We start from the raw sequence: 24,953 nt of genomic DNA on the forward strand, positions 1-24,953 counted from the left end.
GGGCCCCGCGCCCGTCGCCCTGTCCCGGAAACCCGACCTCTCCCGTGAGGCGGTCCCCGGCCAGAAGGTGGCTCTGGCCCCGGGCCAGCTCCAGCTGCGCCCCACGCGTCGCGGCAAGCCGCCCGCGCACCTGGCCGATCTCACGCTCGCGGAGCGGATCGCGGCCGTCGAGGAGATGGGCCTGCCCGGCTTCCGAGCCAAGCAGCTGTCCGTGCACTACTTCGAGCACTTCACCACTGATCCCGATGACCTCACGGACCTGCCCAAGGACCGTCGCCAGGAACTCGTGGACCACTTCTTCCCACCGCTGCTGACCCAGGTCTCGCGGCAGTCCGCGGATAACGGCGCGACCCAGAAGTTCCTGTGGCAGCTGTTCGACGGGCCGATGGTCGAGTCGGTGCTGATGCGCTACAGCGACCGCAACACGCTGTGCATCTCCTCCGAGGCCGGCTGCGGCATGAACTGCCCCTTCTGCGCCACCGGCCAGATGGGCCTGACCCGCAACCTCTCGGCTGCGGAGATCCTCGAGCAGGTGCGCATCGCCAACCGGATGCTGGCCCGTGGCGAGCTGCCGGGCGGGACCGGGCGCGTCAACAACATCGTGTTCATGGGGATGGGCGAGCCACTGGCGAACTACCGCCCGGTGGCGACGGTCTGCCGGCGGCTGAACTCTCCCGCTCCCGAAGGCTTCGGGATGGGTGCCCGTCACATCACGGTCTCCACCGTCGGCCTGGCCCCGGCGGTGCGCAAGCTGACCGCCGAGAAGATCCCCGTCACCCTCGCCGTCTCCCTGCACGCACCGGATGACGAGCTGCGCAACGAGTTGGTGCCGATCAACACCCGCTTCGACGTGGCCGACATCCTCGACGCCGCATGGGAGTACTTCAAGACCACCGGCCGCAGAGTCAGCATCGAGTACGCGCTGATCCGTGACATCAACGACCAGGCCCACCGCGCCCAGCTGCTCGCCGATCGCCTGATCGCCAAGGGCGGCGCCCACTGGGTGCACGTCAACCCGATCCCCCTGAACCCGGTCAAGGGCTCGAAGTGGACCGCCTCCGACCCGATGGTCGAAAAGCGCTTCGTGGAGATCCTGCGGGACAACGGGATCTCCGCGACCATCCGCGACACCCGCGGCTCGGACATCGACGGCGCCTGCGGGCAGCTCGCGGCGGAGGTCATCGAATCCGACGACCACCGCGCGGATCGCGAGGCGCGCGTGGCGCGCGTCGAGGCCATCGCAGCGGCCACCGACTGAGGACTCCCCGTGCAGATCAGATTCATGCCCGTCCGCTTCGGCGAGGGCTACGACATGCAGGAGGTCGATGACTTCATCGACCGCTGCGAACGTGCCCTGCTCTCGGGCGACGGCTCGGCCACGGCCGAGACCGTGCAGCAGCACCGTTTCAGCCCCACCAGGTTCCGCGAGGGGTACGACATGGAAGACGTCGACCGCTTCCTCGACGCAGTGCTGCTCCCGCTGTTCACTTCGCCCGAGACGTTCCCGTACGACCCTGAGCGGGACTACACCGGCGCCGACCTCTCCAAGGAGGCACGTGTGCTGGCGAAGCAGCAGCGGGCCGCGGAACGCCGCGCGGCGAAGGGCGAGAGAGCGTCCGCATCTGCGGTCCATGCTGCGGAGCGGCGGCCAGGCCTCCTGGGCCGGCTGTTCGGCGCCGGCCGCTGAGCCCGACGCGCGGGATCGACGCCCCGCACGCCTCCCCGTCCCACCCTTCCCACGCCGCTACAGTGGGACCCCGACAGCACCGAGGAAGGACCTACTGGTGAGCACATCGTTCGAGCGTGTCTCTCGCTTCAGCGTCGGATACGACATGCGCGAGGTCGACGAGTTCCTCTCCCGCGCCCGCTCCGCCTACGAGGGGCGGGATCCCGCCTTCAGCGGCGCCGACATCACGGCGGCCAGCTTCGCCACCGAGCGCGGCGGATACGACATGCGTGTCGTCGACGAGGCCCTCGACCGGCTCTCGGACGCCTTCGCCCTGCAGGCGCGGGATGATGCGATCGCCCAACACGGCGAGGACACCTGGATCGGGCAGCTCACCGAGCGCGCCGAGGTGCTCAAGGAGCGTCTCGAGCGCCCCGCAGGGGATCGCTTCGCCCCGGCCGCGCAGGGGAGCCCGCCTATGACAAGGCGGATGTCGATGCCCTGTGCGACCAGCTCGTCGCCTACTTCACCGATGGCCACCCGATGAGCGTCGATGACGTGCGACGGGCCGCCTTCGGCGCCGCCGCGGCTCCGAGGGATACCGCGAGGCCGTCGTCGACGTCTACCTCGACCATGTCGCGGACGTGATGGCCTCCGTGCCGTGACCGGCACCCCCACCCGCAGGCTGATCCTGTTGGGCTCCACCGGATCGATCGGCACCCAGGCGCTCGACGTCCTCACCCGGTATCCGCACATCGCCCGGGTCCACGGCCTCGCCGTCGGTGGTACGCGGCCCGAGCTCGTGGCCGAGCAGGTCCTCGCCCACCGGCCGGCGCAGCTGGTGATCTCCGACGCCTCCCGTGCCGAGACCGTCATGGACGCGGTGCAGCAGGCCTGTGCCGAGGCCGGGATCCCCGCCCCGCAGATCGGGGCCGGCGCCGACGCGGTCGTCGAGCTCGCAGGATCCCTCGGTCCGGGGACGTGGTGCTCAACGCCATCACCGGCTCCGTCGGCCTGCTGCCCACCCTCGCCGTCCTCGACTCCGGGGCACGGCTCGCCCTGGCGAACAAGGAATCACTGGTCGTCGGCGGCCACCTGGTCACCGAAGCGGCAGCTCCCGGGCAGATCCTGCCTGTGGACTCCGAGCACACCGCGATCGCGCAGGCGCTGGCAGGGGGAGCACGAGCAGATCGACCACCTGGTGGTCACCGCCTCCGGCGGCCCCTTCCGTGGTCGCAGCCGTGAGGAGCTTTCGCAGGTCACCCCCGAGCAGGCGCTCGCCCATCCCACGTGGTCGATGGGCCGGGTGATCACCACCAACTCGGCGACCCTCGTCAACAAGGCCCTCGAGGTCATCGAGGCCTGCTTCCAGTTCGACCTGCCCGAGGATCGGGTCCAGGTGGTCGTCCATCCGCAGTCGATCGTGCATTCGATGGTCACCCTGGTGGACGGCTCCACGATCGCCCAGGCGAGCCCGCCGGACATGCGCCACGCCATCGGCTGGGCCCTCGCCCATCCTGAGAAGCTGCCCGGCCTCGCCGCGGCCCTGGATTTCTCCACCGCGCAGTCCTGGACCTTCGAACCGGTCGACGAGGACACCTTCGACGCGATCACCCTTGCCCGCGCCGCGCACCGGGAAGGCGGCGGCGCGATGGCCGTCTACAACGCCGTCAACGAGGAGGCCGTCGAGGCGTTCTTCACCGGCTCCCTGAGCTTCCTCGGCATCACCGCTCTGATCCGGGAGGTGCTCGAGGATCCGCGCAGACCCCGCGCGCAGCGGGTCGACGGGGTCGAGGGCCTGCTGGCGGTGGAGGACTGGGCGCGCGTGACCGCCCGCGCGCTGATCACCGGCCGGGCTCGCTGACCGTGCTGCTGTTCCTGCTCGGCGTCCTGATCATCGCCGTCGGACTCGCCGTCTCGATCGCCCTGCACGAGGTGGGCCACCTGGTGCCCGCGAAGCTGTTCGGGGTCCGCGTCACCCAGTACATGGTCGGCTTCGGACCCACTGTCTTCTCCCGCACCCGGGGCGAGACGGAGTACGGGGTCAAGGCGATCCCGCTGGGCGGCTACATCCGCATGATCGGGATGTACCCGCCGCACAAGGGGGAGCCCGAGGGCACCATCCGTGAGGACTCCACCGGGCTGCTGCAGCAGATGACCGAGCTGTCCGAGGAGGCGAAGCAGTACGAGTCCTCCCAGTACGGACCGGAGGACGCGCATCGCACCTTTGTCGCGCTGTCGGTGCCCAAGAAGCTGGTGGTGATGCTCGGGGGCCGCTGATGAACCTCCTCATCTCCGTGGTGCTGATGGTGGTGCTGGTCAGCGGCATCGGCCTGCCGGCGGTGACCCCGACCGTGCAGTCCGTCTCCGAATGCGTGGTCGCGGCGGATGCCCCCGCGGACGTCTCCTGCGAGGGACGCCCGGCGGCGCCCGCCCTCGCCGCCGGCATCCGCCCCGGTGACGTCCTGCAGGAGATCGACGGCCAGCGGATCGATCGCTGGTCCGATGTCACCACCGCGGTGCGGGCGGCGGAGGACCGCACGGTCGAGGTGGTCGTCGAGCGGAACGGCGAGGTCCTCCGGCTCGAGGCGACGATGATCGTCGATGCCCGTCCAGTGCTCGACGAGGACGGTGCCGCAGTGCTGGACGCCGACGGGAATCTCGTGACCGAGCAGGTCGGCTTCCTCGGCGTCTCCGGCACCCCGGACCTGGTGCCGCAGTCGCCGGCGATGGTGCCGGAGATGGCCTGGTCCGCGGTCACCCAGACCGGGAGGCTCGTGGTCACCCTGCCGGTGCGTCTGTACGAGGTGGGTCAGGCGGCCTTCGGCGATGCCGAACGCGATCCCAACGGCCCGCTCGGCGTCGTCGGCGTGTCCCGTCTGGCCGGTGAGGTCGCCTCCGCCGACCAGCCGGGCTTCGAGCTGCGCGAGAAGACCGGCACCATGATCTCGATGCTCGCCTCCCTGAACATGGCGCTGTTCGTGTTCAACCTGGTGCCGCTGCTGCCGCTGGACGGCGGTCATTTGGCCGGGGCGCTGCTCGAAGGCGTGCGACGGTTCCTCGCACGGCTTCGCGGCAGGCCGGATCCCGGCCCTGTCGACATGTCCCGGATGCTCCCGCTCACCAATGCGGTCGCGATCGTCTTCATCCTGATGACGCTGCTGCTGCTGTACGCCGACATCGTCAGGCCGATCAGCCTGTTCCCCTGAGATCCCCGGATGGTGCTCTGAGCCACGGCACACGTGCAGGAGCGGTGGAGGTGTCGCACCTCGCCTCGCGCGCCGGTGCTCGCGAGTCCATAATGGAGGGGTGACTTCTGTGAGCCTCGGTATCCCGTCCGTCAAGCAGCCGCCGCCGGTGCTCGCCCCCGGCGGAAGACCCGCAAGGTCAAGCTCGGCAACATCCACGTGGGCGGTGACGCACCGATCACGGTGCAGTCGATGACCACCACCCCCACCCACGACATCAACGCGACTCTCCAGCAGATCGCGGAGCTCACCGCTGCGGGCTGCGACATCGTGCGCGTGGCCTGCCCGCGCCAGGAGGACGCCGACGCGCTCGTGGCGATCGCCGCGAAGTCCCCGATCCCGGTGATCGCCGACATCCACTTCCAGCCCAAGTACGTCTTCGCCGCGATCGAGGCGGGCTGCGCCGGGGTGCGTGTGAACCCCGGCAACATCCGTCGTTTCGACGATCAGGTCAAGGACATCGCCAAGGCCGCGAACGATCACGGCACCGCGCTGCGCATCGGCGTCAACGCCGGCAGCATCGACCCGCGCATGATGACCGGTGACCGGGTGACCCCGAGGCGCTGGTGGCGTCCGCGAAGTGGGAGGCCTCCCTGTTCGAGGAGCACGGCTTCCACGACTTCGGCATCTCCGTGAAGCACAACGACCCGGTGATCATGGTCGATGCGTACCGCCAGCTGTCCGCAGAGGGCGACTGGCCGCTGCACCTGGGCGTCACCGAGGCCGGCCCTGCCTTCCAGGGCACCATCAAGTCCTCCGTCGCCTTCGGGATCCTGCTGGGCGAGGGCATCGGCGACACCATCCGCGTCTCGCTGTCCGCCCCGCCGGTCGAAGAGGTCAAGGTCGGCAACCAGATCCTGCAGTCGCTGAACCTCAAGCCGCGCAAGCTCGACATCGTCTCCTGCCCCTCCTGCGGCCGAGCTCAGGTGGACGTCTACAAGCTGGCGGACGAGGTCACCGAGGGGCTCAAGCACCTCGAAGTCCCGCTGCGCGTGGCCGTGATGGGCTGCGTCGTCAACGGCCCGGGCGAGGCTCGCGAAGCCGATCTCGGCGTCGCCTCCGGCAACGGCAAGGGCCAGATCTTCGTCAAGGGCAAGGTCATCAAGACCGTCCCGGAGGCGGATATCGTGCCGACCCTGCTGGCCGAGGCGAACCGCATCGCCGCCGAGATGGATGAGGACGCCTCCTCCACCGGTGCTCCCTCCATCTCCGTGGGCTGACCCTCATGTTCCGGCGCGGCGGGCGGGTCCGAGCAGTCCGCCCCGGCGGCCTCGACGCCGCGCTCGCCCTCGCGCTCTCCGACCCGATCACCAACGCACTGGCCGGTGCACGGCTGCGGGAGTCGGCGCGCTCGGCCGCGCTGTCCCAGGAGTTCTCGTTCGCCGGTGAGGAGCTGCAGCCCGAGGGCCTGCTGTGGCATGGAGTGAACCTCTCGCCGATGTCGGCGACCGAGCGCGCGCTGGACGATTTCGGCCGCCGCATGGCGGGGCGCGGCCGACGGGCGAGCTCCGTGGTCGGCGACCGTGCAGCGGTGCAGCAGCTCTGGGAGCATCTGGCAGCGACCTGGGGAATGGATGTGCGCGAATACCGCTGGAGCCAGCCGCTGCTGCTCGCCGACGCGCCGAGCGCCTCGCCCCGGGGCGACGCGGTCGGTCTGCGGCCCGCAGTGCCGGGCGAGGAGGACGCGGTGTTCCCCGCCGCTGTGGCGATGTTCCGCGAAGAGGTGGGGGTGGACCCGCTGCTGGGCGACGGCGGGCGCTCCTACCGCAGGCGGATCGCCGAGCTGATCCGGGACCGGCGCACCTACGTCCTCATCGAAGACGGCGAGGTGCTGTTCAAAGCCGACGTCGGTGCGCTGTTCGGGCCGGTCGCACAGATCCACGGCGTCTGGGTGCGGCCCGACCAACGGGGGCGGGGCCTCGGCCGGGCCGGGATGACGGAGCTGGTGCGTCAGGTGTGCCGTGACCACGCCCCGCAGGTCACCCTGTATGTCAATGATTTCAACGAGCCTGCTCGGCGCGCCTATGCGGCCTCCGGCTTCCGGCAGGTTGGGGAGCTGACCACGATCCTGTTCTGAAGCGGGCCGCCGCCGCGTGTGCCGCCCCCGCCCTGCCACCGGTGCCGCAGAGCGTCAACAGCCCGCTGGCGAACCAGATCGGGGCCAGAAGTGGTTCATCGGTGGGCTGTTGCCGGTTGCCCCAGCGTGACGCAACCCGCAGGGGGCTGGCCTCGGCAGATACACTCCGGCGATGATCGTGACGCCCGCCCTCGATGACTCCCGCCTCTACCTCCTGCAGGGTGCGCCCGCCGTCGGCAAGCTGACCCTCGCCCGCGAGCTCGAGCGCCGCACCGGTGCGATCGTCGTCGACAACCACCTGGTCAACAACGCCGTGTTCCTCCCAATAGGGCTGGGACGCGACCCCGAGGTGACCCTCGAGCAGACCGACGCGCTGCGCGACCGCGTGCGCGACGTGGTCCACGAGGCCACGATCGCCGCCCCAGCCTCGCTCAGTCATGTCTTCACCTTCTGGCTCCCGGACAGCCCCGAGAACGCGGAGCATGTGGAGCGCCTGCGTGCTCTCGCCGAGCGCCGTGGCGCACGGTTCATCCCGGTATGGCTGACCGCGTCCCGTGAGGCACTGCTGGAGCGAGTCGCCGCGCCCGGCCGGGCCGAGCGCTCCAAGCTCGTGGACCCGGGCATCCTGTCCGAGCTGCTCGAGAAGCCGCAGCTGCCTGCCCCGCCCGATGCGGTGATCCTCGACCTCAGCGAGACCACTCCGGCGCAAGCCGTGCAGGAGCTCCTGGCCGCGCTCGACTGAGCGATGCCACAGGCGCGGGACCGGGCCGGTCAGCCGCGGGCGAGCTCATCGAGCGTCAGCAGCACGTTCGCCGCCGTCCAGGGCGAGCGGCGCCACCTCCGCCGGGCGGCCGTCGAACAGCACCTTCTCGGGCAGCGACCCGGCCTCGGTGCGATGGGCGGCGAGCCACTGCAGGATCTCTGAAGCTGCCTCGCGCTCCCCGGCACGGGCGAGGCCCAGGCCCAGCAGGCTGGTCGACGGGGTCCAGCTGACGCCGTCCTCGCGCCAGGAGGCGCCCGGCGCGATCCCGCCCCCGGGCCGGGCGAGGCTCGAGCGCAACGACAGCAGCTGCTCAGGAGGGGCCACGTCGTGGCAGCCGGTGGCGTCGAAGAAGGCAAGAGCGGAATCGGGGCCACCGCCGTTGCGGTACCGCTGGTGACCGGTCCGGCCGAAGGTGCCATCCAGCAGCTCGGCGAAGGTCTCCGCGGCGTCACGTGCGCTGCGCTCCCCGGTCAGCCGCGCCCCGGCGCGCAGTCCCGTCAGGGTGGCGGCCATGATCCCGAGGGTCACCGACCGCTCGCGCACCTCCCAGTAGTCGGGGAGACCGGCGGCAGCCCGGCACCGCCTCGGGTGCCGGTGTGCAGGGCGCTGAGCGAGGTCATGATCATCGCGTCCAGCCCCTCGATCACGCCCTCACGGACGTCGGGGCCGGCGGCGTCAGCCACCTCGGCGGCGGCCCACAACAGCAGCCCGGTCCCGTCGAACTGGCGGTCCCGGCCGTCGGGCGACAGGCCGGTCCCGGGGTCGTAGCGGGCCTCGAACCAGCCATCGCTGTCCTGCAGGGCCTGCAGATGGCGAAGGGCGGAGACGGCAGGGTCGAGGTGCCCCACTCGGGCGAGCGCCACCGCGCAGAAGGCGACATCGCGCGGCCAGATGTATCGCCAGGAGCTGCTCCAGCCCGCGACGGGGGCTGGCAGCTGGTCGGAGAGCACCCAGAGGTCCCGCAGAGCGGACTCGGCCAGGCCCGTCAGCTCCTCGTCGACGCCAGGCGCGGCGGCGAGGGCGGCGCGCCAGTCGGCGGTGCCCGCCCAGAACTCCTCCGCGCGTGTCCGGGCCGGGGAGGAGACGGGATGGTCCTCGCTCAGGCGCGGATTCTCGGCCGGGACGCGGCCCCCGGCGCGTGCGCCGACAAGGCTGCGTTGGCCGTTCGCGTCGTAGACCACTGTCTGTGACCACAGGGGGATCTCGGTGCGGGGATCGATGGCCGGGCGCAGCGAGCGGTGCGCGGTGAGGCCGCCGGCGCCGACCGCGCCCAGCGCGGCGAGCGCTCCGGCGCCGCTCAGGACCTGCCGACGGGACGAGGAGCTGGGCATCCCTCGAGGGTACCGGCGCTCCGTCGGCGGCTGCAGCGGGAGCCGAAGGACGGTCGGCGCCCGTTACGATGGGCCTGCGCGAGCCACCGGTGGCCCCGCACCGAACCGCCCTGTGTGAAAGGCCTGCCCCATGATCCGTCTGTCCACGTCCTTCGTCCGCACCCTGCGGGAGGACCCGGCCGACGCCGAGGTCGCGAGCCACAAGCTGCTGGTGCGCGCAGGCTACATCCGTCGCGGCGCGGCCGGGGTCTACACCTGGCTGCCGCTCGGGCTGAAGGTGCTGCGCAAGGTCGAACAGATCGTGCGCGAGGAGCAGGAAGCGATTGGCGGCCAGGAGGTGCTGTTCTCGGCGCTGCAGGCCCGTGAGCCCTACGAACGCACCGGGCGGTGGGACGAATACGGCCCCACCCTGTTCCGGCTGCAGGACCGCAAGCAGGACGACTACCTGCTCGCGCCCACCCACGAGGAGATGTTCACGCTCACGGTGAAGGACCTGTATTCCTCGTACAAGGACCTGCCCACCATGCTGTACCAGATCCAGACGAAGTTCCGCGACGAGGCACGTCCGCGCGCCGGGCTGCTGCGCACCCGCGAGTTCGTCATGAAGGACGCCTACTCCTTCGACATCGACGATGCGGGACTGGACGCCTCTTACGAGAATCAGCGCGGCGCCTATCAGCGCACCTTCGAACGGCTCGGGCTGCCGACAGTGATCTGCCATGCCGATGCCGGCGCCATGGGTGGCTCCCGCTCCGAAGAGTTCCTGCACCCCACCCCCGTGGGCGAGGACACCTTCGTGGTCTCCGAGGGCGGCTATGCGGCGAACGTCGAAGCGGTCACCACTGTGGCACCGGCCGCGCTGGACGACGCGATGATCGCCGCACTGCCGGCGATGCACATCGAGGACACACCGGGCGCGTCGACCATCGCGAAGCTCGCCGAGTTCTCGAACCAGGCCTTCCCCGGGAAGGGCCCGATCTCCGAGACGGGGAGTGGACCCGCTACGAGATGCTCAAGCACCTCGTCTACCTGCTGACCTTCCCCGACGGCTCCACCGAGCCGCTGGTGATCGCCATCCCCGGCGACCGCGAAGTCGATCCGAAGCGGCTCGAGACCGCCGTCGCCCCGGCGCTCGCGACCCCGTTCACCGACGCGGACTTCGAGAAGCACCCGGTGTTGAAGAAGGGCTACATCGGCCCTGAGGGGCTGGGGCTGGACTCTGCTTCCGAGATCCGCTACCTGGTCGATCCGCGCGTGGTGCCCGGCACCTCATGGGTCGCCGGCGCCGGCGAGAAGGACAAGCACGTCTACGACCTCGTCTTCGGTCGGGACTTCACCGCCGACGGCACCATCGAGGCCGCAGAGGTGCGCGACGGCGATCCCGCGCCCGACGGCTCCGGCCCGCTGCGCCTGACCCGCGGCATGGAGATGGGGCACATCTTCCAGCTGGGCCGCAAGTACGCCGAAGCGCTGGACCTGAAGGTGCTGGACGAGAACGGCAAGGCGGTCGTGGTGACCATGGGCTCCTACGGCATCGGCGTCACCCGCGCCGTGGCGGCCGTCGCCGAGCTGTACCACGATGAGAAGGGCTTGGTCTGGCCGCGTCAGCTCGCCCCGGCGGATGTGCACATCATGGCCACGGGCAAGGGGCAGGAGATCTTCGAGGAGGCCGAGCGCATCGCGGCCGAGCTCGAGGCGCGCGGTCTCGAGGTGCTCTTCGACGACCGGCCCAAGGTGTCCCCGGGAGTGAAGTTCAAGGATGCGGAGATACTGGGCATGCCCACATCCGTGGTGGTCGGCAGAGGCCTGGCGACGGGTGTGGTCGAGGTGCGCGATCGGGCGAGCGGCGAGGTCCGTGAGGTCGCTCCCCAGGAGGTCGTCGACGCGGTGGTGGCGGAGGTCCGCGGAGCCTGAGGCTCCGCGGCGCACCTGCCGTCAGCCGTCGGCGGCAGGGTCCTCCACCTGCAGGCTCGGCAGCGGATCCATCCGGTCCACGAGCGCGGCCAGCCTCTCCGCCTCGGCGAGAGCGGCCGCGATCGGCAGCGCACGCCGCTCGAAGGGCGCCGCACCGGTCAGGGCGATGTGGTCGATCAGCAGACCCTGCGCCAGCAGGGTCGGCAGCTGCCCCGCGAGCTGTGCGTCGAGCGTCCCGCCCGGGATGGCGTAGACCGCCTGCCGCGGCACCACCAGGGCGCCGTCCTCCTCGGCGAAGCGTCCCAGCGCCTCGGCCCGGGCGCGATGCACCTCGACCTGTCCCAGATGGGCTTCGCGAGCGTCGTCCTCAGCCCGTGATGCGAGCACCTCGTGGAGGTAGCCCGCGTACCACTCCTCCTGCTGCGCCTTCTCGACGGTGGTGAAGTAGTCCGCCTCGGCACCGATCGAGGGCGGATCCGTGTCGGGCACCTCTCGCGTGGGCACGATCTCCTCGGCCGTCGCCGGGGCGGTGACCTCGCTGAGACCGGCGGCAGACTCGAGCCGCCGCGCGATCCAGGCGGTGTGCGCCGCGATCGCGACCACCGGGCGAGCCAGCGAGCCGGAGACCTGACGTGCCCCGGAGGTCGCCAGATCCCGCAGCTCCACCAGCGCTCCGAGGAGACCGGCGAGATCGTTCGGGGCGTCGGCGGCCGGGAGGGGTGCTGTCTGCCCGGGGGCCGGATCCTCCGCCGCCTCGATCTCCTTCTCGCGCTGGGCTCCTGTCAGCAGCGCGGTGCGCTGGACGGGCAGCGCTGTGCTGAGCGTGGTCAGGGCCGTCGAGACGGCCAGCTCCCCAGCAGCCGGATCCCTGCTCTGGACCACCTGCTCGGTGCCAGCCAGCGTCCGCTCCACGAGGGTGATCAGGTCCACGCGGAAGAGATCATCGATCCCGGGCGGGGGCGGGGTGTACGGCTCAGGCCCACCCAGGGCGACTCTGCCGCAGCCCGCCGTGGCCAGCACCGCCAGGGCCCCGACGGCGGCTCGCAGCACCCGGCGACGGGGGACGGTGGCAGCGGTGGCGGGAGAGGGAGCGAGGAGGGACACAAGGAGGATTCTCGCATCGAGGGCCCTGGGGAGCACGCGGGCGGTGCGCGGACACTATCCTGGTGATACTGCTCCGGGGAACGCCCCGGGCAACACAGAACCCCATAGCAGGAGGAGACGAGCGGCCATGAGCGCACTCGACGACCAGACCATCCTGCGGGACGCGGCCACCCGGGTGCTGGACGCCCACGGGCTCGTCCTCGAGGACATCGAGATCCGCAGCGGCGGCACCCCCAGGTCCGGCTGATCGTGGACCTCCCCGAGGATCAGCTGGGCAGCGCCGATCTCGACACCGTCGCCGCAGCCTCGCGCGAACTCTCCGAGATGGTCGACGCCGATGACACGCTGCTGGGCAGCGCTCCCGTCCTGCTCGAGGTGACCACCCCAGGTGCCGATCGCACCCTCGCAGACCCGCGGCACTTCCGCCGCTCCCGGGGACGGCTGCTAGCCCTGACCACCGCCGACGGCACCGCCTACCGCGCCCGCCTCCTCACGGTCGACGGCGAGCAGCTGATCCTGCGCCAGGAGCCCGGCCGCGACGACCGCGGGCGACCGCTGAAGCTGGTCGAGGGGACGAGCGAACGTCTGCAGATCCCGCTCGCGGACGTCGCCACCGCACACGTCGAGATCGAGTTCGACCCGCCCGCCGATCTCGCACAGCTGCTCGCTGATGCCGGGTCCACCGACGCGGACCACACCGCCGCAACGAAGGAGAGCTGAGATGGACATCGACATGGGTGCCCTGCGGGCACTTGAGCGCGAACGCGAGATCAGCCTGCCCGTGCTGCTGGACGCGATCCGCTCAGCGCTCCACGCCGCCTACCTCCACACCGATCATCCGGTCCGTGACTCGGAAGTGCTGATCGACGAGAGCACCGGCGAGGTCGCGGTCATCGCCCGGGAACGGGCCTCCGACGGCTCCGTCGCCGAGGAGTGGGACGACACCCCCGAGAACTTCGGCCGGGTAGCCGCCTCCACCGCCCGCCAGGTGATCTTCCAGCGGATCCGCGATCTCGAGGACGAGGCGGTGCTTGGCGAGTACGCCGATCGCGCCGACGACATCGTCTCCGGGATCATCCAGCAGGGCCGCGACCCCCGCATGGTGCTGGTGGACCTCGGCGAGGTCGAGGCCGTGCTGCCCCCGCATGAGCGGGTGCCGGGGAGGACTACTCCCACGGCCGCCGCCTGCGCGCGTACGTCACGGAGGCGCGCCGCGGCCCCAAGGGACCCCAGATCACGCTCTCGCGCTCGCACCCGAACCTGGTGCGTCGCCTCTTCGCCCTCGAGGTCCCGGAGGTCGCCGACGGCACCGTCGAGATCGCAGGCCTGGCCCGCGAGGCAGGGCACCGCACCAAGATGGCCGTGTACGCCACCGTGCCCGACGTCAACCCCAAGGGCTCCTGCATCGGTCCGATGGGCGCCCGGGTACGGGCGGTGATGAACGAGCTCGGCGGGGAGAAGATCGACATCGTCGATTTCGATGAGGATCCCGCACGCTACGTCGCCAATGCGCTCTCGCCCGCGAAGGTCTCGAGCGTCACCGTGATCGACGAGGTGGGCAGGGCGGTGCGCGCCGTGGTCCCCGAGACGCAGCTCTCGCTCGCGATCGGGAAGGACGGGCAGAACGCCCGCCTGGCCGCCAAGCTCACCGGGTGGAAGATCGACATCCGCCCTGACAGCGCGCCGGAACCGCCCGCCGACGCCTGAGGTGTGTCGCACGCCTCCCCGCTGAGGTCGCGGCGGTGCCGGTCCGCTACACTGGGGAGGCTGTTCGCCGAGAGGTGCCGCAGATCGTCCGTCGATCGAGCACCTGCCCGAGCGGACGTGCTCGGAACGGAGGTCACGGCGTGCACACTCACCCTGCCCCTCATATCCCCGAGCGCACGTGCGTCGGCTGCCGTCAGGTCGCCCCGCGCGAGCAGCTGGTGCGTCTGGTCCGGGAGTCCGCTCCCGAGGGCTCCGCTCCACGTGTCCGTGCCGACCCCTCCGGGTCGGCCTCCGGCCGCGGGGCATGGCTCCACCCCGATGCAGCTTGTCTCGACCTCGCCCTGCGGCGAGGCGGCTTCGCCCGGTCTTTCCGCGGCGCCGTCGACACCGGGCACCTCGCCCGGGACCTCGAGAACTTCGAACCCGCCCGTACGTGGAACAGGTAGAAGAACCCATGGACATCCGATGAGTACTCGCAAATGAGCACCCTCAGGAACTAATGGTCCGCGCCCTCTTGTCGGCCGGACCGAGACAGGAGAAATGTGGCTAAGGTCCGCGTCCACGAGCTCGCCAAGGAGCTCGGACACCCCAGCAAGGCAGTTCTGCAGAAGCTGCAGGACATGGGCGAATTCGTTCGCTCGGCCTCCTCGACCATCGAAGCACCGGTAGCCCGCCGTCTGCGTGAGGAGCTGCCCGCCAAGAAGGCGGATGACGCCCCCGCAGCGAAGAGCGATGCCGGCGCTTCCCCCAAGAAGCCCGGTGCGCCCAAGCCGGGCGGTGCTGCTGCACCCAAGCCGGGCGCCAAGCCCGCAGCCCAGAAGCCCGCCGAGTCTGCCGAGGCAGAGGCCCCGAAGCCGGCCGCTGAGGCGCCCGCTCCGGCGCCGACGCCGGCCGAAGAGGCTCCGGCCCCGACGCCCGATGCGGAGGCCCCGGCCCCCGCACCGAAGCCCGGCGCGCAGAAGCCCGCTCCGTCTCCCGCACCGAAGCCCGGTGGTGAGCGTCCCGCGCCCCGCCCCGGCAACGCACGCCCCGGGAACAACCCCTTCGCCAGCGCGCAGGGCATGCCCCGTCCCGGTGCCCGCAAGCCGGCACCCGGTGGCGGTCGCCCGCCGCGCGAGGGAGGCCCGCGTCCGGGCGGTCCCCGTCCCGGGAACAACCCCTTCGCCAGCGCACAGGGCATGCCCCGTCCGGGTCAGCGCCCGCCGCGTCCCGGCGCCGACCAGGCAGGACAGACCGGTGCGCGTCCGGCACGTGAGGGTGGGGCTCCCCGCCCGGGCAGTGCCGCACCGCGTCCGGGTGGTGGCGGCCGTCCCGGCATGCCCACCCCGGCATCATGCGACAGCACTCCTCCGGCGGCCTCGCCGACGCCAACCAGGGCGGCGGCCCCGGTCGTGGTCGTGGCGGTCGTCCCGGCCCCGGTGGCGGCGGCCCCGGTGCAGGCGGCCCCGCCCGTCCCGGCGGCGGTCCCCGCGGTCGCGGCGGTCGCGGCAGCACCCAGGGTGCCTTCGGTCGTGGCGGCAAGCCCGCCCGCTCGCGCAAGTCGAAGCGTGCGAAGCGCGCAGAATTCGAGCAGATGTCGGCGCCCGCACCGGGCGGCGTCTCGATTCCGCGCGGTGACGGGAACACCCCGATCCGCCTGCGTCGCGGAGCATCGCTCTCCGACTTCGCCGACCTCATCGATGTCAACCCGGCATCGCTGATCACTGTGCTGTTCGCGATGGGCGAGATGGCCACGGCCACCCAGTCCCTCGACGAGGAGACCTTCGATCTGCTCGGCACCGAGCTGGGCTACAAGATCGAGATCGTCTCCCCGGAGGACGAGGAACGCGAGCTGCTCGGACAGTTCGACATCGATCTCGATGCCGAGCTCGACGGGGAGGGCTCCGCGGACCGTGCACCGCGTCCCCGGTCGTCACCGTCATGGGCCACGTCGACCACGGCAAGACCCGACTGCTGGACACCATCCGGAAGTCGACCGTCGGCGCGGGCGAGGCCGGTGGCATCACCCAGCACATCGGTGCCTACCAGGTCGAGGTCGAGCACGACGGCGCCGACCGCGCCATGACGTTCATCGACACCCCGGGCCACGAGGCGTTCACCGCCATGCGTGCCCGTGGTGCGAAGGTCACCGACATCGCGATCCTGGTGGTCGCGGCGGATGACGGCGTGATGCCGCAGACCATCGAGGCGCTCAACCACGCCCAGGCGGCGGACGTGCCGATCGTGGTCGCGGTCAACAAGGTGGACAAGCCGGAGGCCAACCCGGAGAAGATCCGCCAGCAGCTGACCGAGTACAACCTGATCGCCGAGGAGTACGGCGGCGAGACCATGTTCGTCGACGTCTCCGCCCGCGAGAACCTCAACATCGAGGCGCTGCTGGAGGCGGTCCTGCTGACCGCCGATGCCGCGCTCGAGCTCACCGCGAACCCGGACAAGGACGCACGCGGCGTATCGATCGAGGCCAACCTCGACAAGGGCCGCGGCCCGGTCGCCACGGTCCTGGTCGAGCAGGGCACCCTGCGTGTCGGCGACGCGATCGTCTGCGGCAGCGGCCATGGTCGTGTGCGAGCGATGCTCGATGAGAACGGTGTCAGCGTGGAAGAGGCTGGTCCGTCGCGACCGGTCCAGGTGCTCGGTCTGACCTCGGTGCCCGGCGCCGGTGACTCCTTCCTGGTCGCCCAGGACGAGCGCACCGCCCGCCAGATCGCCGAGAAGCGCGAGGCCGCCAAGCGTGCCGCGTCGCTCTCGAAGGTCCGCAAGCGGATCAGCCTCGAGGACATCAACCAGCACATGGCTGATGGCAAGGTCGAGACCCTCAACCTCATCCTCAAGGGTGACGCGGCCGGTGCCGTGGAGGCTCTCGAGGAGTCGCTGCTGGGCATCGAGATCGGTGACGGCGTGGACCTGCGCATCATCGATCGCGGCGTCGGCGCGATCACGATGAACAACATCAACCTCGCTGTCGCCTCGAACGCGGTCATCATCGGCTACAACGTGCGGGCCGAGGGCCTGAACGCTGACTACGCCGACCGCGAGGGGCGTGGAGATCAAGTACTACAGCGTGATCTACAACGCCATCGACGAGGTCGAGCAGGCTCTCAAGGGCATGCTCAAGCCGGAGTACGAGGAGGTCGAGCTCGGCTCGGCAGAGATCCGCGAGATCTTCCGCTCCTCCAAGTTCGGCAACATCGCCGGTTCGATCGTGCGCAGCGGCATCATCAAGCGCGGTGCGAAGGCTCGCATCACGCGCGGTGGAGTGGTCGTCGCCGAGAACATCGAAGTGGCCGGCCTGCGCCGGTTCAAGGACGATGTCACCGAGGTCCGCGACGGATACGAGTGCGGTATCAACCTGGGGTCCTACAACGACCTCCAGCTCGAGGACCACATCACCACCTATGAGATGCGGGAGAAGCCCCGCATCTGAGGCAGGGACGGCCGGGCACCCACCAGGGCCCGGCCGTCACCCGCGGGGGAGGAGACCACGATGATCGAGGTGCCCCTCCCCCTGCGTGCCCCGTCGGCCCACCGCGTCACCGCGCGGGCCGCGGGGCATTTCGCTCTGGCAGTCGAGGCCGCCCCCTGACGCCCTTCGATCATCCCCCTCTCGAGACGCCCGTCGGGCTCGCCACAGACCAGGAGAACCTCATCCCATGAACGACAATCCCCGTGCTCTCAAGCTCGCCGACCGCATCAAGGTCATCGTCGCCACCATGCTCGACACGCGCGTCAAGGACCCGCGGCTCGGCTTCGTGACGATCACCGATGTGCGGGTCACCGGAGACCTCCAGCACGCCACTCTCTTCTACACCGTCTTCGGCTCCGACGAGGAGCGCGAGGGCACCGGTGCCGCGCTGGCCAGCGCGACCGGAATGCTCCGCCGCGAGGTGGGCCGCCAGACCGGGATCCGCCTGACCCCGACCCTCGAGTTCATCGCCGACGCGGTCCCCGAGAACGCCCGCGTCATCGAGGACCTGCTCAGTGAGGCCCGTGGCCGCGACGCCGACCTCGAGAAGGTCAAGGAGGGTGCGAGCTACGCCGGTGACGCGGACCCGTACCGAAAGCCCCGCGAGGACGAAGACGAAGTTGCCGCCGAGGACCTCGACGGTGATGACCGCGACGGTGAGGAGCTCGACGACGTCGAGACCGGCCGCGAGCAGGCGTGAGCTCCGGCCCGCACAGCTCCGGCCCGCACGGCATCCTGTTCGTCGACAAGGCGTCCGAACGGACCAGCCATGACGTGGTCGCCCGGGTGCGCTGGCTGCTGAGCACGAAGAAGGTCGGGCACGCGGGCACGCTCGATCCGATGGCGACCGGGCTGCTGGTCCTCGGCGTGGGGCAGGGCACGCGCCTGCTCACCTACCTGGTGGGGCTCGGGAAGACGTACCACGCGACGATCCGGCTGGGACGCGCCACCACCACCGACGACCGCGAAGGGGAGGCGCTCGGCGAGCAGGCCGACGCCACCGGGATCACCGACGCGCAGATCGAGCAGCAGCTGCACGCCCTGCGAGGAGACATCGAGCAGGTGCCCTCCACGGTCAGCGCCATCAAGATCGACGGCAAGCGCGCCTACGCCCGAGCCCGCGCCGGGGAGGACGTCCAGCTGGCGGCCCGCCCCGTCCTGATCTCACGCTTCGAGGTCACCGCGCGCCGACAGGACACGGAGCACCTCGACCTGGATGCGGTGATCGACTGCTCCTCGGGCACCTACGTGCGGGCGCTGGCCCGCGATCTCGGCTCTGCGCTCGAGGTCGGAGGTCACCTCACCGCGCTGCGCCGCACCGCCGTGGGCCCCTTCGCCGTCGCGGACTCCGTGCACGTCCCCGCTCGGGGTGAAGGCGATGACGTCCCGCTCCCGCTGTACGGGCTCGGCCAGATCGCCCGCCAGGTGCTCAGCAGCGTGGTCGTCGACGACGTGCAGGCTGCCGCGCTCGGGAACGGTCAGCGCATCGACACCGACGGGATGCAGCCGAGGCCCGCAGAGGGAGGCGACCTCGGGCTCATCGGTGTCGCGGGGGAGGAACGCCCGATCGCTGCTCTCGACGATGCCGGCCATCTGGTCGCGATCCTGGAGCGCGAGGGAGACCGCTGGCGTCCGGTCCTGGTGGTGCCGGTGGACGCCCGCTGCTGAAGACGCCCCGCACATCACCCCGCACAGCAGAAGGGCCCTTCCCGAACTGATCGGGAAGGGCCCTTCTGGCTGCTGTGGGCAGGCCCGGGTCAGTAGTGGACCACGGTCTTGGTGCCGATGCTCGCCCAGTCGTACAGCCACTTGGCATCCGAGACCGGCATGTTGATGCAGCCATGGGAGCCGGAGAAGCCGAAGGACGAGCGCCACGGCGCACCGTGGAAGCCATAGCCGCGGTGGAAGTACTGCACCCAGGGGACGTCGGGGTTGTAGTAGTACTTCTCGTGGCCCTCGGGGTAGTTGTTCGCGTTCGTCATGTCCTGGCGGTCGTAGCGCAGGTAGATGTCGTAGGTGCCGGTGACGGTCTCGTTGCCGGGCTTGCCGTCGACCATCTTGCGCGGGCCCCACACGGGGGTATCGCCCACGTAGGCGGTCACGGTCTTGTTGGTGAGGTCCACGTCGATCCACTTCTCACCGGTCGGGTTGGACGGCGTGGTCGACTCCTCGTCGCCCGCCTCCTCCTCGTCCTTCGGGGCCTCGACCTGCTCGACCTCGGGCTCGATCTTCTTCGAGTCGAAGGCGGCCTCGAGGGGAGTGGTGCCCTTCATCGCGGCGATGAGCTCATCGGCCACTGCGTCGGTGTTCGTGATCTCCAGGCCGGCCTTCTTCTCGGTGAGGACCTTGACGACCTCGCCGTCCTCGCCCACCTGCTCGATGCCGTCCTCCACCTCGACCGCATCGCTGTCGGCGCGGGCCGAGACCCACTCGCGCACGGCGTCCTCGTCGACGGCGATCGTCAGGGCCTGGCCGTCCTCGTCGGGCTCCACGGAGATCCAACCGTTGCGGCGCTCCGCGGAGACGTCATGGGTCTTCCCGTCGGCGCCGGCGATCGACATCGGCTGCTCGAGCAGGGAGGCGATCGCACCGACGGTCTGCTCGGCCTCCTCGGTGGTGATGGAGGGGCGATCTCCTCGAGCGGCTGCTCGACCTCGAAATCCTTCAGCGCCGGAGCGTTCTGGTTGATCGCGTCCACAAGTGTCTGCGGGTCCATGCCGAGGCCGTGGCGGCCCGGGACGGCGTTCCAGGTCTGCTCGTCCTCGTCGAAGCTGACCGAGGCGTCGACCGGGGAGGTCATCTCTTCGGGCACGAGGCCCTTCGCGAACTCCATGACTGCGGCATCGTCGACGGTGACGACCGGCTCCACGGCATGCTCGCCCGACCAGGTCGAGGAGAGCACCCCGGTGAAGGAGTCATCGCGGGAGACGGCGGCCTGCGCGGTGGCGGAGGCATCGACGGTCACGCCGATATCTGCCAGCGGCACCTCGAGCTCCTGCTCACCGGCGGTCACCGCGACGGACACCGATTCGCCGCGCTCGGCGACCAGCGCGGAGATCTCCTCCGGAGTCTTGCCGGCGACATCCTGTCCGAGCACGGTGGTGCCCGGCAGTGCGCGGCCCTCGAACTGCTTGGCGTACGCCAGTGCACCGCCGGTCAGGACCACGGCGATCACAGCGACGATGGCCACCAGTGTGAGGACGGCTCGCCGGCGGCCGTTGCGGCCGGTGGGTCGCGACGGGCCGCCCAGCGCGGCCGTATCGGTCACGTTCGTCATGGATCCAGATCCGTTCTCGGCGGCCGTCGTGACTGCTCCCGCGCATCGGCGCGGAAGTGCACAGGGGTCCGTCCCCGGTACCGCCTCGGACCTCAGAATAACGGAGGGAGGCGCCCTTCTCGCGGGGGCAGGAGGCCGTTCTTCGTCACAGCTCGGTATCTTACCGAGCGATCAGGCGCGGTTCCTGACAGTTGCGGGCCGCATGGTGTGAACAAGGTGGCCGCTGGGGCCCCTGCTGCGGGCGCTACAGTGTGCACCGGCGTTCCTCGCCGCTGCGCCGTTCTCCGGCGTCCCTGCTCGAGGGTGTCAGTGCACACCCGGCCCCGGAAGGACATGACCGCCCCGTGACCCGCGTCCCCATCTGGCACTCCGTCGAGGAGGTGCCCGCCGACCTCGGCGCGACCGCGGTGTCGATCGGCAACTACGACGGTGTTCACCGTGGTCACCGTTTCGTGCTGGACCAGCTGCGACACCATGCAGAGTCCCGTTCGCTCGCCCCAGTCGCGCTCACCTTCTGGCCCCACCCCGGCATGTGATGGGGCAGCCGGCGCGGACGCCGCTGCTGACCGGCCATGAGGACCGGGATCGCCTCCTGCTGCTGGCCGGTATGCACGGTGTGCTCGACCTCGAGTTCACGCTCGACTTCGCACAGCACTCGCCTGAGGACTTCGTACGGATCTTCCTGGTCGACGGGCTGGGGATGAAGTGCGCGGTGCTGGGGGAGGACGCCCTGTTCGGCCGCGCGAATTCGGGGGACATCGGCACCATGCGCGAGCTGGGGAGCGGTACGGCTTCGAGGTCGTGACGGTCGCGGACCTTGGCCCGCAGGGGGCGGGCAGCGGCCGCATCTCGTCCTCCGGCATCCGCAGCGATCTGCTCGAGGGGAGGTGCGCTCGGCGAACGCTGCGCTCGGGAGGCTGCACACGGTCACCGACGTGGTCCATCACGGGTTCCGGCGCGGCAGGGAGCTCGGCTTCCCGACGGCCAACCTCGGGCCTGCGCCCGCAGGGCTGATCCCGGCGGACGGCGTCTATGCCGGCTACCTCACGGTGACCGAACAGGCTCCCGCCCACCTCGGGACCCGCCCCCTGGCCGGGGCGCCTGCCACCATCTCCATCGGCACCAACCCGACCTTCGAGCCCGACGGCGCCGCGCAGCGCACGGTCGAGGCCTACGTGCATGGCGCTCATGATCTCGACCTCTACGGCGACACCGTGCGGCTCGAATTCGTCGACTTCCAGCGTCCCACCCTCAAGTTCGACTCCGCGGCCGCGCTCGTCGAGCAGATGGGCAGGGACGTCGAGGTGACCCGCCACACTCTCGCTGCGGAGCACTCCCCTCCCGCAACTGACGGCTGATATCCTGCTCGAGCCGTGAATTCGGCCGCGGAGAGCGATCCGCACCCACAGCCCAGCACCCTCCCCACGGGTAGGTGCGCCTGAGGAGCGCTCGTCCAGAGAGCCCAGGGCACAAGGCCCTGCGGCGCCGCGCAGCGACCAGAGGAGAACCATATGGCCTTCGATACCGCCACCAAGCAGGCGATCATCACGGAGTACGCGACCAGCGAGGGCGACACCGGTTCGCCCGAGGTCCAGGCCGCGCTCCTGACGCACCGCATCACGTACCTGACCGAGCACCTGAAGACCCACAAGCACGATCACCACTCGCGCCGCGGCCTGATGCTGCTGGTCGGTCAGCGCAAGCGCCTGATGAAGTACCTGCAGGCCTCCGACATCACGCGATACCGTGCGCTGATCCAGCGCCTCGGCATCCGCCGCTGATCCTCTCCGCCGCTCGCCCCTTCGGGCGGGCGGCGGTTTCATCTGCCCGCAGCTGCGGGCATCCACAGCACCCCGCCCCGATCAGGTTCGGTCCTCGGCAGTGACCTGCGGACCGCTGGAGCATGGCTCACCCGGGCCCTCCCGCGCACCGCATGTGACTGACGAAGGCCGCACCGGCAGGGCAACCCCCACCAGAGGAGATACCCATGGCCATGGAAGGCCCTGAAATCACCGCCACCACCGCTGTCATCGACAACGGCTCCTACGGTCGTCGCGAGATCCGCTTCGAGACCGGCCGCCTCGCTCAGCAGGGCCGCCGGCGCCGTCGCCGTCTACCTCGACGACGACACGATGGTCTTCTCGGCGACCGCAGTGTCGAACAAGCCGAAGGACCACTTCGACTTCTTCCCGCTGACCATCGACGTCGAGGAGCGCATGTACGCCGCGGGTCGCATCCCCGGCTCGTTCTTCCGTCGTGAGGGTCGTCCCGGCACCGACGCGATCCTCGCCGCGCGCCTCACCGACCGCCCGCTGCGCCCCGCATTCGTCAAGGGCCTGCGCAACGAGGTCCAGGTCGTCCTCACCATCATGGCCAACGGCCCCGACGACGCCTATGACGTCGTCGGCATCAACGGTGCCTCCGCGTCGACCCAGATCTCCGGTCTTCCCTTCTCGGGCCCGATCGGCGCGGTGCGCATCGCGCTCATGCCGAACGCCGAGGGTGGCGGCCAGTGGGTCGCCTTCCCGACCTTCTCGCAGCTGGACGAGGCCGTCTTCTCGATGGTCGTCGCCGGCCGCATCGTCGAGGACGACGTCGCGATCATGATGGTCGAGGCCGAGGCCACCGACAACGCCTGGACGCTCATCAAGGAGCAGGGTGCGATCGCCCCCACCGAGTCCGTCGTCGCCGAGGGGATCGAGGCCGCCAAGGTCTTCATCCGCAGCCTCTGCGTCGCCCAGCAGGAGCTGGCCGCCACCGCCGCGAAGCCGGTGCGCGAGTTCCCGCTGTTCCTGGACTACCAGGACGACGCGTACGGCATCGTCGAGGCCGCCGCGAACGAGCGTCTCGCCGAGGTCATGTCCATCGCCGCGAAGACCGAGCGCGAGGAGCGCACCGAGCAGCTGCTCGGTGAGGTCGTCGAGGAGCTCGCCGCAGAGGGCAAGCAGCTCGAGGGTCGCGAGAAGGAGGTCTCCGGTGCGTTCCGTGCGCTGACCAAGCAGCTCGTGCGCAAGAAGGTCCTCACCGATGGTGTCCGCATTGACGGCCGTGGGCTGCGGGACATCCGTGCGCTCTCCGCCGAGGTCGAGGTGCTCCCGCGTGTGCACGGCTCGGCACTCTTCCAGCGCGGCGAGACCCAGATCATGGGTGTCTCCACGCTGAACATGCTGAAGATGGAGCAGCAGATCGACTCGCTCGGGCCGGTCAAGCACAAGCGCTACGTCCACCACTACAACTTCCCGCCGTACTCCACCGGCGAGACCGGTCGCGTCGGCTCGCCGAAGCGCCGCGAGGTCGGCCACGGCATGCTCGCGGAGCGTGCCCTGGTCCCCGTCCTGCCCACGCGTGAGGAGTTCCCGTACGCGATCCGTCAGGTCTCCGAGGCCCTCGGCTCCAACGGCTCGACCTCCATGGGCTCGGTCTGCGCCTCGACGCTGTCGCTGTTGAACGCCGGCGTGCCGCTGCGCGCCGCCGTCGCAGGCATCGCCATGGGCCTGATCTCCGACGTCGTGGACGGAGAGACCCGTTACGCGGCGCTCACCGACATCCTCGGCGCCGAGGATGCCTTCGGCGACATGGACTTCAAGGTGGCCGGCACTACGGAGTTCATCACCGCCATCCAGCTCGACACGAAGCTGGACGGCCTGCCGACCTCCGTGCTCACCGGCGCGCTGTCGCAGGCCCATGAGGCGCGTCTGGCGATCCTCGCGGTGCTGGACGAGGCCATCGACACCCCCGATGAGATGAGCCCCTACGCTCCGCGCGTCCTCGCGGTCACCGTCCCCGTCGACAAGATCGGTGCTGTCATCGGCCCGAAGGGCGCGATGATCAACAAGATCCAGGACGACACCGGTGCGGACATCACCATCGAGGACGACGGCACCGTCTACATCGGCGCCACCGACGGCCCCTCGGCCGAGGCTGCGCGTGCTGCGGTCAACGCCATCGCCAACCCGATGGTCCCCGAGATCGGTGAGCGCTACCTCGGCACCGTCGTGCGCGTGGTCGATTTCGGTGCGTTCGTCTCGCTGACCCCGGGCAAGGACGGCCTGCTGCACGTCACCCAGCTGCGCAAGCTGAACGACGGCAAGCGTGTCGACAACGTCGAGGACGTCGCCAAGGTCGGCCAGAAGATCGAGGTCGAGATCCGCGAGATCGATGCCCGCGGCAAGATCTCGCTCGGCGTGATCGAGGACGAGGCGGAGTCCACCGACGCCGCCCCGGACGAGGAGACCTCCGCGGAGTGATCCGGCCGCTCACCCGCTGAGCACCTGCTCGAGGGCGGCACCCCACCCGGGGTGCCGCCCTCGCGTCGTCCTCGGCACCTGCCGTGTGCCGGGCCGTGCGCTTCACGCGCCGGCTGTCCACAAGGAACGAGCTGTCCTTGGCCGGACGTGCGCGCT

General features: G+C 70.4%; 15 protein-coding genes and 8 pseudogenes. 18 read left to right on the plus strand and 5 right to left on the minus strand.

Annotation, left to right across the window (positions count from 1 at the left end; all coding sequences use genetic code 11):
* Positions 1 to 19 precede the first annotated feature (19 nt).
* The 8 genes and pseudogenes from rlmN to H3H54_RS06270 all read left to right on the plus strand — a co-directional run bounded on the left by rlmN (position 20) and on the right by H3H54_RS06270 (position 7,733).
* Entirely contained in the window at positions 20 to 1,258 is a 1,239-nt protein-coding gene (gene rlmN / locus H3H54_RS06235) for a 23S rRNA (adenine(2503)-C(2))-methyltransferase RlmN (protein ID WP_395963734.1), read from the plus strand.
* A 9-nt stretch (positions 1,259 to 1,267) separates the two neighbouring features.
* Complete coding sequence (locus H3H54_RS06240; protein ID WP_262425947.1) at positions 1,268 to 1,687, plus strand: DivIVA domain-containing protein; 420 nt, start codon at positions 1,268 to 1,270, stop codon at positions 1,685 to 1,687.
* 97 nt (positions 1,688 to 1,784) lie between these two features.
* Positions 1,785 to 2,213: a DivIVA domain-containing protein gene (locus tag H3H54_RS06245; protein WP_262425948.1), complete on the plus strand. Its 429-nt coding sequence runs from the start codon at positions 1,785 to 1,787 to the stop codon at positions 2,211 to 2,213.
* A 114-nt stretch (positions 2,214 to 2,327) separates the two neighbouring features.
* Positions 2,328 to 3,530 (plus strand): annotated as a pseudogene (gene dxr / locus H3H54_RS06250) (1-deoxy-D-xylulose-5-phosphate reductoisomerase).
* A 2-nt stretch (positions 3,531 to 3,532) separates the two neighbouring features.
* Positions 3,533 to 4,875 (plus strand): annotated as a pseudogene (locus tag H3H54_RS06255) (M50 family metallopeptidase).
* Positions 4,876 to 4,975: 100 nt separating this feature from the next.
* Positions 4,976 to 6,134 (plus strand): annotated as a pseudogene (gene ispG / locus H3H54_RS06260) (flavodoxin-dependent (E)-4-hydroxy-3-methylbut-2-enyl-diphosphate synthase).
* A gap of 5 nt (positions 6,135 to 6,139) precedes the next feature.
* On the plus strand, positions 6,140 to 6,991 hold the full coding sequence (locus tag H3H54_RS06265; protein ID WP_262425949.1) for a GNAT family N-acetyltransferase: 852 nt from the start codon (positions 6,140 to 6,142) through the stop codon (positions 6,989 to 6,991).
* Between the two features lie 172 nt (positions 6,992 to 7,163).
* Positions 7,164 to 7,733: an ATP-binding protein gene (locus tag H3H54_RS06270; protein WP_262425950.1), complete on the plus strand. Its 570-nt coding sequence runs from the start codon at positions 7,164 to 7,166 to the stop codon at positions 7,731 to 7,733.
* A 45-nt stretch (positions 7,734 to 7,778) separates the two neighbouring features.
* Here H3H54_RS06270 and H3H54_RS06275 read toward each other — a convergent pair whose 3' ends face one another.
* Both H3H54_RS06275 and H3H54_RS06280 read right to left on the minus strand, forming a co-directional pair.
* A complete protein-coding gene (locus tag H3H54_RS06275) occupies positions 7,779 to 8,267 on the minus strand; it encodes a hypothetical protein (protein ID WP_262425951.1) in 489 nt (162 codons plus the stop codon).
* An 11-nt stretch (positions 8,268 to 8,278) separates the two neighbouring features.
* Complete coding sequence (locus H3H54_RS06280) at positions 8,279 to 9,085, minus strand: hypothetical protein (RefSeq protein ID WP_262425952.1); 807 nt, start codon at positions 9,083 to 9,085, stop codon at positions 8,279 to 8,281.
* 130 nt (positions 9,086 to 9,215) lie between these two features.
* On the opposite strand from H3H54_RS06280, the pseudogene H3H54_RS06285 reads away from it, so the two are divergent.
* Positions 9,216 to 10,999 (plus strand): annotated as a pseudogene (locus H3H54_RS06285) (proline--tRNA ligase).
* A 21-nt stretch (positions 11,000 to 11,020) separates the two neighbouring features.
* Here the strand turns inward: H3H54_RS06285 and H3H54_RS06290 are convergent.
* Positions 11,021 to 12,103, minus strand: a complete 1,083-nt coding sequence (locus H3H54_RS06290; protein WP_262425953.1) for a DUF4439 domain-containing protein — start codon at positions 12,101 to 12,103, stop codon at positions 11,021 to 11,023.
* Positions 12,104 to 12,352: 249 nt separating this feature from the next.
* Here H3H54_RS06290 and H3H54_RS06295 point away from each other — a divergent pair, with 249 nt between their 5' ends.
* The 6 genes and pseudogenes from H3H54_RS06295 to truB all read left to right on the plus strand — a co-directional run bounded on the left by H3H54_RS06295 (position 12,353) and on the right by truB (position 18,941).
* The gene (locus H3H54_RS06295; protein ID WP_262425954.1) at positions 12,353 to 12,823 is read left to right on the plus strand and encodes a ribosome assembly cofactor RimP; all 471 of its coding nucleotides are present in this window, start codon (positions 12,353 to 12,355) and stop codon (positions 12,821 to 12,823) included.
* A gap of 1 nt (position 12,824) precedes the next feature.
* Positions 12,825 to 13,810 (plus strand): annotated as a pseudogene (gene nusA, locus H3H54_RS06300) (transcription termination factor NusA).
* 140 nt (positions 13,811 to 13,950) lie between these two features.
* Positions 13,951 to 14,256 carry a YlxR family protein gene (locus H3H54_RS06305; protein ID WP_262425955.1) on the plus strand — a complete coding sequence of 102 codons (306 nt, stop codon included), beginning with the start codon at positions 13,951 to 13,953 and terminating at the stop codon, positions 14,254 to 14,256.
* Between the two features lie 96 nt (positions 14,257 to 14,352).
* Positions 14,353 to 17,234, plus strand: a pseudogene (infB, locus tag H3H54_RS06310) (translation initiation factor IF-2).
* 226 nt (positions 17,235 to 17,460) lie between these two features.
* A complete protein-coding gene (gene rbfA, locus H3H54_RS06315) occupies positions 17,461 to 17,973 on the plus strand; it encodes a 30S ribosome-binding factor RbfA (protein WP_262425956.1) in 513 nt (170 codons plus the stop codon).
* Positions 17,970 to 18,941, plus strand: coding sequence for a tRNA pseudouridine(55) synthase TruB (gene truB / locus H3H54_RS06320; RefSeq protein WP_262425957.1), 972 nt, complete (start codon positions 17,970 to 17,972; stop codon positions 18,939 to 18,941). The genes rbfA and truB overlap by 4 nt, the downstream gene beginning before the upstream one ends.
* A gap of 89 nt (positions 18,942 to 19,030) precedes the next feature.
* On the opposite strand, the gene H3H54_RS06325 is transcribed toward truB, so the two are convergent.
* Together H3H54_RS06325 and H3H54_RS06330 are read right to left on the minus strand one after the other, a co-directional pair.
* The gene (locus H3H54_RS06325; protein WP_262425958.1) at positions 19,031 to 19,834 is read right to left on the minus strand and encodes a L,D-transpeptidase; all 804 of its coding nucleotides are present in this window, start codon (positions 19,832 to 19,834) and stop codon (positions 19,031 to 19,033) included.
* Positions 19,735 to 20,550 carry a peptidoglycan binding domain-containing protein gene (locus tag H3H54_RS06330; protein WP_262425959.1) on the minus strand — a complete coding sequence of 272 codons (816 nt, stop codon included), beginning with the start codon at positions 20,548 to 20,550 and terminating at the stop codon, positions 19,735 to 19,737. Before H3H54_RS06330 ends, H3H54_RS06325 begins: the two co-directional genes overlap by 100 nt.
* A 344-nt stretch (positions 20,551 to 20,894) precedes the next feature.
* On the opposite strand from H3H54_RS06330, the pseudogene H3H54_RS19500 reads away from it, so the two are divergent.
* The 3 genes and pseudogenes from H3H54_RS19500 (at position 20,895) to H3H54_RS06345 (ending at position 24,797) form a co-directional block, all read left to right on the plus strand.
* Positions 20,895 to 21,908: pseudogene (locus tag H3H54_RS19500) on the plus strand (bifunctional riboflavin kinase/FAD synthetase).
* A 153-nt stretch (positions 21,909 to 22,061) separates the two neighbouring features.
* Positions 22,062 to 22,331, plus strand: coding sequence for a 30S ribosomal protein S15 (gene rpsO / locus H3H54_RS06340; protein ID WP_262425960.1), 270 nt, complete (start codon positions 22,062 to 22,064; stop codon positions 22,329 to 22,331).
* Between the two features lie 212 nt (positions 22,332 to 22,543).
* Positions 22,544 to 24,797 (plus strand): annotated as a pseudogene (locus H3H54_RS06345) (polyribonucleotide nucleotidyltransferase).
* Positions 24,798 to 24,953: the final 156 nt, after the last annotated feature.

This window comes from Brachybacterium sp. Z12, from assembly GCF_014400405.1.
Taxonomy (GTDB): Bacteria; Actinomycetota; Actinomycetes; order Actinomycetales; family Dermabacteraceae; genus Brachybacterium.

Excerpts from the sequence above, each read along its gene's own strand:
- H3H54_RS06270 (WP_262425950.1), top strand. The coding sequence starts at position 7,164 with ATGATCGTGACGCCCGCCCTCGATGACTCCCGCCTCTACCTCCTGCAG.
- H3H54_RS06280 (WP_262425952.1), bottom strand. The coding sequence starts at position 9,085 with ATGCCCAGCTCCTCGTCCCGTCGGCAGGTCCTGAGCGGCGCCGGAGCG.
- H3H54_RS06330 (WP_262425959.1), bottom strand. The coding sequence starts at position 20,550 with ATGACGAACGTGACCGATACGGCCGCGCTGGGCGGCCCGTCGCGACCC.
- H3H54_RS06265 (WP_262425949.1), top strand. The coding sequence starts at position 6,140 with ATGTTCCGGCGCGGCGGGCGGGTCCGAGCAGTCCGCCCCGGCGGCCTC.
- rpsO (WP_262425960.1), top strand. The coding sequence starts at position 22,062 with ATGGCCTTCGATACCGCCACCAAGCAGGCGATCATCACGGAGTACGCG.
- H3H54_RS06325 (WP_262425958.1), bottom strand. The coding sequence starts at position 19,834 with ATGTCGATCGCCGGCGCCGACGGGAAGACCCATGACGTCTCCGCGGAG.
- rbfA (WP_262425956.1), top strand. The coding sequence starts at position 17,461 with ATGAACGACAATCCCCGTGCTCTCAAGCTCGCCGACCGCATCAAGGTC.
- H3H54_RS06275 (WP_262425951.1), bottom strand. The coding sequence starts at position 8,267 with ATGGCCGCCACCCTGACGGGACTGCGCGCCGGGGCGCGGCTGACCGGG.